This window comes from Streptomyces yamdrokensis, from assembly GCF_053890455.1.
Genome location: NZ_CM132679.1, coordinates 1,650,220 through 1,661,811, shown reverse-complemented (window position 1 = coordinate 1,661,811; position 11,592 = coordinate 1,650,220). Strand labels below are relative to the sequence as shown.

The window sequence follows — 11,592 nt, the reverse complement described above, 5'->3', positions numbered from 1 at the left end:
CGGTTCCTGCGGTTCCTGCGGTTCCTGCGGTTCCTGCGGGTCCCGGGACCGCGCTCACAACTTGCCGCCCCGCCCGCCGTCCCGCCGGGGCGGCGCGATGAGCGTCGACAGATAGGGCAGGGGCGAGCCGTCCAGCTCGGCGGCCGGCCGGACGAACTCCTCCGGCAGCCCGAGCGCCGCCCCCCACACGGCGTCCCCCAGCCGCCCGCTCTCCCGCAGCGCCTCGGCCACCTCGCCCGCCCGTCGCCCGAACTTGTAGGCGACGACCGTGCCGGGCCCGGCCAGCGCGTCCTTGAGCACGGCGGACCCGGCGGTCACCGGCACCAGCGTGAGCGGCTCGGTCCCCTCGGTCAGCACCGCACCGGAACGCGCCGCCAGGTCCTGCATCGCGGTGATCCCCGGCACGGTCTCGACGACCGTCCCCGGCACCGACTCCACGACGGTCTGGGCGAGATACGTGAACGTCGAGTACACGTTGGGATCACCGATGGTGGCGAACGCGACGTGACCGCTCTCCCGCAGCAGCCCGGCCACCCGCTCACCGGCCGCGTCCCAGGCGGCCTCGCGCCGCGCCCGGTCGGTGCGCTCGTTCAGCGCGAACACCACCCGGACGACCTTCTCCCGGGGCACGTAGTGCAGCACGGTGGCCTCGGCCCGCCCCCGCTCCCCGCCGTCCGTTCCATCGGGTGCCGCCATCACGGGCACGACGACGACGTCGGCCGCGCGCAGGGCGTTCACCCCCTTCACGGTCACCAGTTCCGGATCGCCGGGGCCGACCCCGACCCCGATCAGCCTGTTCCTGCCGCTCATGACGTCCGGCACCTCTCGACGAACCGACGGGCCACACCGGGCTCGGACGCCCAGTGCGTGTGCAGATAGCTCGCGTGCACACCGCGCTGTACGAAGCCTTCGACACGCGGTGCCGGTGCCCGCACACCCCACGCGGGATCGCCCCCCGCACCGGGCTCGACGACGGTGCGGTGGAACTCGTGCCCCCGCATCCGCGCCCCGGCCCCGGCCAGCACGCTGTCGGACACCGCCACGGCGTCCCGGTAGCCCAGGGTGAGCCGCTCGGTCATCCGCGCGGAGGCGTCCAGCACCCCGCACATGGGCAGTCCGTCCAACTCCCGGCACAGGTACAGCAGTCCCGCACACTCGGCGGCGACCGGCGCACCACTGCCCGCGAGGGCGCCGACGGCCTTCCTGAGCTGTTCGTTGGCGGACAGCTCGGAGGCGTACACCTCGGGAAACCCGCCGCCGATCACCAGCCCGCGGACTCCGTCGGGCAGTTCCTCGTCCCGCAACGGATCGAAGACGACGACGTCGGCCCCGGCGGCGGCGAGCAGCTCGCCGTGCTCGGGGTACGAGAAGGTGAAGGCCGGCCCCCCGGCAACAGCCACTCCCACTCCCCGGCCTGCGTCCTGCAGCCCGTCCGGGAGCGCCTCCCTGCTCGAAGAGCCTGAGGGAGACTGAGGACGAGACCGTTCGGGCCGAAGCGGGGGTCCGGGGGCGGCAGCCCCCGGGGCAGGGCAGGGGAGGGGCGGCGGGGGCGAGGAAACAAGCGCCGCACCCGCGTCCCACCCCGCACACGACAACGCCCCGGCCCCCCGGGCCAGCGAGACCAACGCCTCCAGGTCACACCCCTCGGACACCTGCGCAGCCATCGCACCGACCGCGTCGACCGCCCCCGCCCGCCGCTCGGCGACCGGGACCAGCCCCAGGTGCCGGGACGGCGTCTCGATCCGGGCGGCCCGCCGCAGAACACCCAGCACGGGCACGCCGACGCAGTCGAGCGCCTCCCGCAGCAACGCCTCGTGCCGGTCCGAGGCGACCTTGTTGAGGATCACGCCCCCGATCCGTACCTCCGGATCCCAGGAGACGAACCCGTGCACCAGCGCCGCCACCGACCGCGACTGCGCCGACGCGTCCACCACCAGCACCACCGGCGCCCGCAGCAGCTTCGCCACCTGGGCCGTGGACGCCAGCTCCCCTTCGCCCGCGGCCCCGTCGTACAGCCCCATCACGCCCTCGACGACCGCGATGTCACACCCGCGCGCCCCGTGCAGGAACAACGGCCCGATCAGCTCGGGCCCGCACAGATACGCGTCCAGGTTGCGCCCCACGCGCCCGGTGGCGAGCGCGTGGTACCCGGGGTCGATGTAGTCCGGCCCGACCTTGTGCGGGGACACGGCGAGCCCCCGCGCGGTGAGCGCGGCCATCAACCCCGTGGCGACGGTGGTCTTGCCACTGCCCGAGGAGGGCGCGGCGACGACCAGCCGAGGCACCGACGACATCACCACTCGATGCCCCTCTGCCCCTTCTGTCCCGCGTCCATCGGGTGCTTGACCTTGGACATGTCGGTGACCAGGTCGGCGAGTTCCACGAGCCGCTCCGGCGCGTTCCGCCCGGTGATCACGACATGCTGGGTCCCGGGCCGCCCGCGCAGCACCTCGACGACCTCGTCGGTGTCGACCCATCCCCAGTGCATCGGGTACGCGAACTCGTCGAGCACGTACAGCTTGTACGTCTCGGCGGCCAGGTCCCGCTTGACCTGCTCCCAGCCCTCCCGGGCCTTCTCCTCGTTGTCCATCTGGGCGTCCCGCTGCACCCAGGACCAGCCCTCGCCCATCTTGTGCCACCCGACGGTGCCACCCTCGCCGGAGGCACCGAGCACCCGCAGCGCGTTCTCCTCGCCGACCTTCCACTTCGCCGACTTGACGAACTGGAACACCCCGATCGGCCAGCCCTGGTTCCAGGCCCGCAGCGCCAGCCCGAAGGCGGCCGTCGACTTGCCCTTCCCGATGCCCGTGTGCACGACGACCAGCGGACGATTGCGCCGCTGCCGGGTCGTCAGCCCGTCGTCCGGTACGACACTCGGCTGTCCCTTCGGCATTACGCTGCCCTCCTCGCGCCGGCGGTCTCCCGCACGTCCCTGACCAGTCCGGCGATCGAGTCCGCCCGCAGCTCGTCCAGTGTCACCGCCGCGCCGCCCAGCTCACCCGCGAGCTGCCCGGCGAGTCCCAGCCGCACCGGCCCCGACTCGCAGTCCACGACCACGCAGGCCGTCCCCCCGGCGGCGAACAGCCGTGCCGCCCGCCCGGCGAGGGCGACCGGCTCGGGGCCGCCGGTGGCCCGCCCGTCCGTCACCACGACCACCAGCGCCCGCCGCGCCGGATCCCGCAGCCGCTCCACCCGCAGCACGTCGTGCGCCTTGAGCAGCCCGGCCGCCAGCGGCGTACGCCCACCGGTCGGCAGCGACTCCAGCCGGACCGCCGCCGCGTCCACGGAGGAGGTCGGTGGCAGCACGACCTCGGCCGCCGACCCGCGGAAGGTCACCAGCCCCACCTTGTCCCGCCGCTGGTAGGCGTCGAGCAGCAGCGACAGCACGGCACCCTTGACGGCACTCATCCGCTGCCGCGCGGCCATCGATCCGGAGGCGTCCACGACGAACAGCACGAGATTGGACTCGTGGCCCTCCCGCACCGCCTGCCTGAGATCGTCCCGCCGGACCACCAGCCCCGGGCCGCTGCGCCCCCGCGCCCGCTGATGCGGCGCGGCGGCCTGCACGGTGGCCGCCAGATGCAGTCTGGTCAGCGCGCCCCGGGGCCGCCGGGCCCCTATGGTCCGCCCGTGCTCGGCCCGCGCCCGCGAGCGCCGCCCGGCGGCGCCCTCGCCGAGCCCGGGCACGCTCAGCACCCTCGTACGGAAGGGCTCGGCGGCACGCGCCGGAGTCCGCTCGCCGGCGCCGCCACCGGAACCCGGCTGCGGCTCGTCGCCCTCCCCGGCCTCGGGCCGTGCGGCGGTGTCACCGTCGCTCCGCGGGCCGTCGTCGGGCTCGGGCTGCCCGCCGGGACCACCGCCGGGCCCGGGATCCGGATCGGGATCGTCGTCGCCCCCGCCCTCACCAGGGCCGCCGAACTCCTCCAGCGTCTCGTCGAGCTTGTCCTCGTCGAGGCCGGGCGCGTCGAAGGGCGAACGGCGCCTGCGGTGCGGCAGTGCCAGCAACGCGGCCTGCCGCACGTCCTCGGCGAGCACGTCGGTCCGCCCGGCCCAGGCCGCCAGCGCGGTCGCCGTGCGCGCCATCACGATGTCGGCCCGCATGCCGTCCACCTCGAACGCGGCACAGGTCGCCGCGATCTGCCGCAGCGCCCCGTCGCCGAGGCGCACCGACGGCAGCAGTTCCCGCGCCGCCACGATCCGTGCCCGTACGGCGGCCTCCTCGTCGGCCCAGCGGGCGGCGAAGCCGGCCGGGTCGTCGTCGTACGCCAGCCGCCGCCGGACGACCTCCACCCGCTGGTCGGGCTCGCGCGATGCGGACACCTCGACGGTGAGCCCGAAACGGTCCAACAACTGGGGGCGCAACTCCCCTTCCTCGGGGTTCATGGTCCCGACGAGCAGGAAACGGGACGCGTGGCGTACGGAGACGCCCTCGCGTTCGACGTACGAGGCGCCCATGGCGGCCGCGTCCAACAGCAGGTCGACCAAGTGGTCGTGCAACAGGTTGACTTCGTCGACGTAGAGGATCCCGCGATGAGCGTCGGCGAGCAGGCCCGGTTCGAAGGCCTTGACGCCCTCGGAGAGCGCCCGCTCGATGTCGAGCGCACCCACCAGCCGGTCCTCGGAGGCGCCGACGGGCAGCTCGACCATCCGCGCCGGCCTCCCGGCCCCCGGCCCCGGCTCGTGCGGCCCGTCCGGGCACGCGGGGTCGGGGGAGTCGGGGGCGCAGGAGAAACGGCATCCGGGGACCACCGTCACCTCGGGCAGTAGCGCCGACAGGGAGCGTACCGAGGTGCTCTTGGCGGTCCCTTTCTCTCCCCGGACAAGTACTCCGCCCACGGCGGGACTCACCGCGTTGAGGAGCAGCGCCAGACGTAGGTCGTCCTGTCCGACGACGGCGCTGAAGGGGTAAGGGGTACTCACGCCTTGATCACTCCTTCGGGTGACTTACGGGAAGTCGGCTCGATTCCGCGCGGTGGGCCCACCCTGATCGAAACCTGCTCCCCGCCGACGCGGGGATGGCCCGTCCTGTTTCTCCGGGTCGAATACGTACTCGGAGTTCTCCCCGCTTGCGCGGGGATGTTCAGGGAGATCACGCGTCTCCCTCCAGATCGCCCTCGAGTTCGAGATAGGTCGCCCGGAGCCGGTCCAGGGTCTCCTGGTCCGGCTCCGCCCACAGCCCCCGGTCGGCTGCCTCCAACAAGCGTTCGGTGATGCCCCTCAAAGCCCAGGGGTTGGACTTCCTCATGAAGTCTTGGTTCTCCGCCGAGAACACGTACTCCACCGCAAGTCGCTCGTACATCCAGTCGTCCACGACCCCGGCCGTGGCGTCGTACCCGAAGAGGTAGTCCACGGTGGCCGCCATCTCGAAGGCGCCCTTGTAGCCATGTCGCCTCATGGCGCTCATCCAGCGGGGGTTGACCACGCGGGCACGGAAAACCCTGTGCGTTTCCTCGCCGAGGGTCCGGGTCTTCACCTGGTCCGGGGTCGCCGAGTCGCCGACGTACGCCTCCGGGCTCGTGCCCGTCAGGTGCCGCACCATGGCGACCATGCCGCCGTGGTACTGGAAGTAGTCGTCCGCGTCGACGAGATCGTGCTCGCGCGTGTCGACGTTCTTCGCCGCCACCGCGATCCGCCGGAACGCCGTCTCCATGTCGCCGCGCGCCGCCCGCCCGTCGAGCCCGCGCCCGTAGGCGTAACCGCCCCAGACCGCGTACACCTCGGCGAGGTCCGCGTCGGAGCGCCAGTTGCGGGCGTCGATCAGCGGCAGCAGGCCGGCACCGTACGCGCCCGGCTTGGAGCCGAAGATGCGGGCGGTGGCCCGCCGCCGGTCGCCGTGCTCGGCGGTGTCCGCGTCGGCGTGGGCGCGGACGTAGTTCTGCTCGGCGGGCTCGTCCAGCTCGGCCACCGCCCGTACCGCGTCGTCGATGAGCCCGACGACGTGCGGGAACGCGTCCCTGAAGAAGCCCGAGATGCGCACCGTGACGTCGATCCGCGGCCGGCCCAGCTCCTCCGGGGGGACCACCTCGAAGCCGGTCACCCGACGCGACGCGTCGTCCCACACCGGACGGCAGCCCAGCAGCGCCAGGATCTCGGCGATGTCGTCGCCCTGGGTGCGCATCGCCGACGTGCCCCACACCGTCAGACCGACCGACTTCGGGTACTCGCCCGTGTCCTGCAGATACCGCTGGACCAGTGAGTCCGCCAGCGACTGCCCGACCTCCCAGCTCAGCCGGGACGGAATCGCCTTGGGGTCGACGGAGTAGAAGTTCCGGCCGGTCGGCAGCACGTTGACCAGCCCGCGCGTCGGTGAACCCGACGGGCCCGCCGGGACGTAACCGCCGTCCAGCGCCCGCAGGATGTGCCCGATCTCGTCCGTCGTCCGGGCCAGCCGGGGCACGACCTCGGTGCAGGCGAACTCCACCACCGCCACCGCGTCCGGGAGTTCGGCACCCAGCACCTCGCGCACCAGCGGCGCGCTCTCACCGGCCGCCCAGCCGCGCTCCTCCATGCCCTCCGCGATCCGCCGGCACAGCTGCTCCAGCAGGTCGACCGCGTCGGCGGCCGAGCGGGCCGGGCCGTCCACCAGTCCCGTCAGCTCCACCGGTACCTTCACCGGGGCGCCGGGCTCGGCCAGCAACTCCTTCTCCACCAGCCCGAAGTGCTCGGCGAGCGAGGCCCGCAGGCCCGGCAGCGCGTTCGCCCGACCGCCCCACACCTGCGAGGCGCGCAGCACCGCGAGCACCAGGTTGACGCGCGGCTCGCCGACCGGACCGCCGCCGAGAACGTGCAGTCCGTCGCGGATCTGCACGTCCTTGATCTCGCACAGGTAGCCGTCGATGTGCATGACGAACGAGTCGAAGTCGTCGTCGTCCGGCTGGTCGTCCACACGCAGGTCGTGGTGGAGCTCGGCGGCCTTGACCAGGGTCCAGATCTGCGCCCGTACCGCCGGAGCCTTCTCCGGGTCCAGGTCGCAGACCAGCGCGTACTCGTCGAGGAGCTGCTCCAGTTTCGCCAGGTCGCCGTAGGTGTCGGCACGCGCCATCGGCGGGACGAGGTGATCGACCACCGTCGCGTGCCCGCGCCGCTTGGCCTGGGTGCCCTCACCGGGGTCGTTGACGATGAACGGGTAGATCAGCGGGAGGTCGCCGAGGACCGCGTCCGGAGCGCAGCCCGCACTCAGCCCGAGGCCCTTGCCGGGCAGCCACTCCATCGTGCCGTGCTTGCCCATGTGCACGATCGCGTCGGCGCCGAACCCCCCCTCCGATGTCGCGGCCTCCAGCCAGCGGTAGGCGGCCAGGTAGTGGTGCGACGGCGGCATGTCGGGGTCGTGGTAGATCGCGATGGGGTTCTCGCCGAAGCCGCGCGGCGGCTGGATCATCACCACGACGTTCCCGAACTGCAGGGAGGCCAGCACGATGTCGTCGCCGTCGACGTACAGCGAGCCGGGCGGCTCTCCCCAGGTCTCGGTCATCGCGTCCCGCAGCGCCGGGTCCAGCGTCCCGAACCACGCCCGGTAGTCCGCCAGCGGCACCCGCGCGGGCGCGGCCGCCAGCTGGTCCTCCGTCAGCCACTCGACGTCGTGGCCGCCCGCCGCGATGAGCCGGTGGATCAGCTCGTCGCCGCCGGAGGGGTAGTCGGTGAGCGTGTATCCGGCGTCCCGCAGCGCGTCCAGCACCCGCACCGCCGAGGCGGGGGTGTCCAGGCCGACGGCGTTGCCGACGCGCGAGTGCTTGGTCGGGTACGCGGTGAAGACCAGCGCGAGCTTCTTCTCGGCGTTCGCCTTGTGCTTCAGTGCCGCGTGCCGCACGGCGATCCCGGCGACGCGTGAGGCCCGCTCGGGGTCGGCGACGTAGACCGGGACGTCCTGGGGGCCCTGCTCCTTGAAGGAGAAGGGGACCGTGACCAGGCGGCCGTCGAACTCCGGGATGGCGACCTGCATCGCCGCGTCCATGGGGGAGAGGGCGGCGTCCGACGCCTCCCAGGCCGCCCGTGACGAGGTCAGGCACAGCCCCTGCAGCACCGGCACGTTCAGGTCGGCGAGGGCACCGACGTCCCAGGCCTCCTCGTCGCCGCCCGCCGACGCCTGCGAGGCGTGCGTGCCGCCGGACGCGAGCACCGTGGCCACCAGTGTGTCCGCGCGCCCGAGGATCTCGTACAGCCCGGGGTCGGCGCCGCGCAGCGAACCGCAGTACACCGGCAGGGCGTTGGCGCCGAGCGCCTCGATCGCGTCGCACAGGGTGTCCACGAAGGCGGTGTTGCCGCTCAGTTCATGGGCCCGGTAGAAGAGCACGCCGACGGTCGGGCGGCCCTCCCGTACGGTGCGGGCGCCGTGGACGCCGTACTCCGGCATCTTCCGCGGCTGTTCGAACCCCTCGCCGGTGAGCAGGACGGTGTCCGACAGGAACCGGGCCAGCTCGGTCAGGTTGTCCGGGCCGCCCTCCACGAGGTACTTCAGCGCCTCCGCCACGACACCGGCGGGCACCGACGACTCTGCCATCAGCTCCGCGTCCGGCACGGCCTCCCCGCCGAGCAGCACCGTCGGGATCCCGGACGCCCTGAGCGCGGCGAGCCCGTCCTCCCAGGCGCGCTTGCCGCCCAGCAGCCGTACGACGGCCAGGTCCGCGCCGTCCAGCAGTGCGGGCAGCTCGGCCGTCACGTCCACGCGGGTCGGGTTGCCGATCCGGTAGGACGCGCCGGTGGCGGCGCGGGCCGCCAGCAGATCGGTGTCGGCGGTCGACAACAGCAACACTGTGCTCATGCGGGCGCTCCCGGTGGAATGAAAGGCAGTCCTTGCGGCGCGCCGGACTCGATGAGCCGCCACAGCGCGTCCGTGTCCGCGTGCTGTTCGATCAGATCGCCGAGCCGGTCGAGCTGCTCCTCGCGCAGCGCGGCGAACGAGGTGTCGGGGGCGGGCACGAAACGGCGCCCCGCGGCGGCGGCCACCTCGCGCAGGAAGGCCCGGCGGAAACCGTCCGACTCCAGCGAGCCGTGCCAGTGCGTGCCCCAGGCCGCTTCGACCCGGCAGCCGTCCAGGCCGTGTCCCCGGTCGTCGGAGATGAACACCTCGCCTCCCCGTACGTCGGCGACCCCGTGATGGATCTCGTAGCCCTCGACGGGCTCTTCGAGGGCCTGCCCGACGGGCCGCGCGAGTGTCTTCTCCCGCGCGAACCGGACCCGTACGGGCAGGATGCCGAGTCCGTCGACCCGGCCGGCGCGGCTCTCCACGTCGTCCTCGATGTGCTCCCCGAGGATCTGGTAGCCGCCGCAGATCCCGAGCACGGGCCGCCCCTCGGCCGCCCGCCGCCTCAGCGCGTGGGCGAGTCCGCGCTCCCGCAGCCACTGGAGCGCCCGTACGGTGCCGCGTGTGCCCGGCACCACCACGAGGTCGGCGTCGGCCAGTTCCTCGGGCCGGTCCACGAAGCGGACCACGACGCCCGGTTCGGCGGCCAGCGCGTCCACGTCCGTGAAGTTGGACATCAGAGGCACCGCGCACACGGCGACCCGCAGCACGTCCTCGCCGACCGGCGCGGCGACCGCGGACTCCCGCACGGCGCCCCGCAGGGACACCGCCAGCCCGTCCTCCTCGTCGATGCCGAGCCCGTGGCGGAAGGGCAGCACGCCGTACGTGTGCCGCCCGGTCAGACCGTGCAGCATGTCCAGGCCCGGCTCGAGGAGCGACACATCCCCCCGGAACTTGTTCACCAGGAACCCGGCGACCAGTTCCTGGTCCTCGGGGGACAGCAGCGCGACGGTGCCGAAGAAGGAGGCGAAGACGCCGCCGCGGTCGATGTCGCCGACGACGAGGACGGGGAGTCCGGCGTTCCTGGCGATCCCCATGTTGACGATGTCGGTGCGCCGCAGATTGATCTCGGCCGGGCTGCCGGCTCCTTCGCAGATCACCGCGTCATACGTGCCCCGCAACTGCGCGAGGCAGTCCAGCACCGTGCCCAGGAGCTGCTGCTGCCGCCCGCCGTGGTAGCCGCGCGCGCTCAGCTCGCCGACCGCCCGGCCCAGCAGGACGACCTGGCTGCTCCGTTCCCCGCCGGGCTTGAGCAGCACCGGGTTCATCAGTGCGTGCGGCTCCACCCGGCAGGCCTGGGCCTGCATGGCCTGCGCCCGGCCGATCTCGGCGCCCTCCCGCGTCACGAACGAGTTCAGCGACATGTTCTGCGCCTTGAACGGCGCGACCTTGACGCCCTGCCGCACCAGCCACCGGCAGATCCCGGCGGTCACCACACTCTTGCCGGCGTCCGACGTCGTACCGGCGACCAGCAGGCCTCCACCGCTCATGACGTACGTCCCTTCCCGCGGCGCGCCGACCGCGTGACCGACCGCGTCACCGCTCGCACCACGGGCCGCGCGACGACGCCGGCACCGAGGGCCAGCCAGCCGACGCGGCGCGAGAGCCGTACCGCGCGGTCGATGTCCGCCACGGTCACGGCACGGCCGCCGCCGTTGAGGACGGGCCGGTGCTCGACCCGCCCGGCGTAGGACAGCGTCCCCCCGAGCCGCACGCCGAGCGCGCCCGCGAAGGACGCCTCCACGGGCCCGGCGTTGGGACTCGGATGTTCGGCGGCATCCGCGCGCCAGGCCCGCACGGCACCCCGCGGGTCCGGCCCGGCGGCCGAGGCGAGGACGGCGGTCAGCCGCGCCCCGGGCCACCCGGCGACGTCGTCGAGGCGCGCGGAGGCCCAGCCGTACCGCAGGTGGCGGGGGGACCTGTGGCCGACCATGGCGTCCAGGGTGTTGACGGCCCGGAACCCGAGCAGTCCCGGCACACCGGCGACGGCCCCCCACACCAGGGCGCCCACCACGGCGTCGGAGGTGTTCTCGGCGACGGACTCCACGACCGCGCGGGCGATCCCGTCGGCGTCCAGCGCCTGCGGGTCCCGCCCGCACAGGTGCGGCAGCCGCGCCCGGGCCGCCGCGACGCCCTCGGCGGTCCCGGACTCCAGGGCGCGCCCGATGGCGCGGGCCTCCCGGGCCAGCGACGTCCCTCCGACGACGGCCCAGGTGGCCGCGCCGGTGAGGGCGACGGAGGCGGCGGGGGAGGACCGTGCACAGCGGGCGGCCAGGCTCCCCAGAGCGACGGCCCCGCCGACGCAGACGGCGGTGTGCAGCGCGCCCCGGCCCCGGTCGTCCCGCCACAGCATGTGTTCCACGGCAGCCGCGGCCCGCCCGAAAGCGGCGACCGGGTGCCCTCGGCGGGGATCGCCGAGGAGCAGGTCGCCGAGGAGGCCGGCAGCGGCGCCGTACGCGAACGCGCGATCGGCACCCATGGGTTCAGCCGGTGAGGGATCCGGTGGGGATGGCCGCCCCGGGCGGGGGCGGGGCGTCGCTGGTCGACCTCGACAGGCAGCCGGGCATGGCGATATGTCCTCACTCAGGGTGTCCACGCCCTGGTTCGACGAGACCGGCGGCGAGAGTTCCTGGCTCCCGGGGTGGTTCACCCCGGTGACAGTGGCGGGACCGCGCCGGAATCGCACCGGCTTCCTCTCCTGCCGCCCGTATTGGCTTCGGCAGTCCACCATGGTCCGGAAGAACCGTCAACTTGCCGTTGACCTGCGAGGCTGAAGTGTGCTGAGGCCCACA

The 11,592-nt window shown here is 73.6% G+C and carries 7 protein-coding genes and 1 riboswitch; all 7 genes read right to left on the bottom strand.

All coding sequences use genetic code 11. The features are described from left to right. Positions 1-54: 54 nt before the first annotated feature. The 7 genes from cobI to ACWZEH_RS06785 all read right to left on the bottom strand — a co-directional run bounded on the left by cobI (position 55) and on the right by ACWZEH_RS06785 (position 11,279). A complete protein-coding gene (gene cobI / locus ACWZEH_RS06815) occupies positions 55-822 on the bottom strand; it encodes a precorrin-2 C(20)-methyltransferase (RefSeq protein ID WP_456196531.1) in 768 nt (255 codons plus the stop codon). Further along, a complete protein-coding gene (locus tag ACWZEH_RS06810; protein WP_456196529.1) occupies positions 807-2,294 on the bottom strand; it encodes a cobyrinic acid a,c-diamide synthase CobB in 1,488 nt (495 codons plus the stop codon). Before ACWZEH_RS06810 ends, cobI begins: the two co-directional genes overlap by 16 nt. Beyond that, entirely contained in the window at positions 2,294-2,893 is a 600-nt protein-coding gene (cobO, locus tag ACWZEH_RS06805) for a cob(I)yrinic acid a,c-diamide adenosyltransferase (protein WP_456196528.1), read from the bottom strand. The genes ACWZEH_RS06810 and cobO overlap by 1 nt, the downstream gene beginning before the upstream one ends. After that, entirely contained in the window at positions 2,893-4,920 is a 2,028-nt protein-coding gene (locus ACWZEH_RS06800; protein WP_456196526.1) for a putative cobaltochelatase, read from the bottom strand. Before ACWZEH_RS06800 ends, cobO begins: the two co-directional genes overlap by 1 nt. A 169-nt stretch (positions 4,921-5,089) precedes the next feature. Further along, positions 5,090-8,758, bottom strand: a complete 3,669-nt coding sequence (cobN, locus tag ACWZEH_RS06795; RefSeq protein WP_456196524.1) for a cobaltochelatase subunit CobN — start codon at positions 8,756-8,758, stop codon at positions 5,090-5,092. Then, positions 8,755-10,290 (bottom strand): cobyric acid synthase, encoded by a 1,536-nt coding sequence (locus ACWZEH_RS06790; RefSeq protein ID WP_456196522.1) that lies wholly within the window; start codon positions 10,288-10,290, stop codon positions 8,755-8,757. Before ACWZEH_RS06790 ends, cobN begins: the two co-directional genes overlap by 4 nt. Then, positions 10,287-11,279 (bottom strand): cobalamin biosynthesis protein, encoded by a 993-nt coding sequence (locus tag ACWZEH_RS06785; RefSeq protein WP_456196520.1) that lies wholly within the window; start codon positions 11,277-11,279, stop codon positions 10,287-10,289. Before ACWZEH_RS06785 ends, ACWZEH_RS06790 begins: the two co-directional genes overlap by 4 nt. A gap of 122 nt (positions 11,280-11,401) precedes the next feature. Further along, positions 11,402-11,544, bottom strand: a riboswitch (cobalamin riboswitch). Between the last annotated feature and the right edge of the window lie 48 nt (positions 11,545-11,592).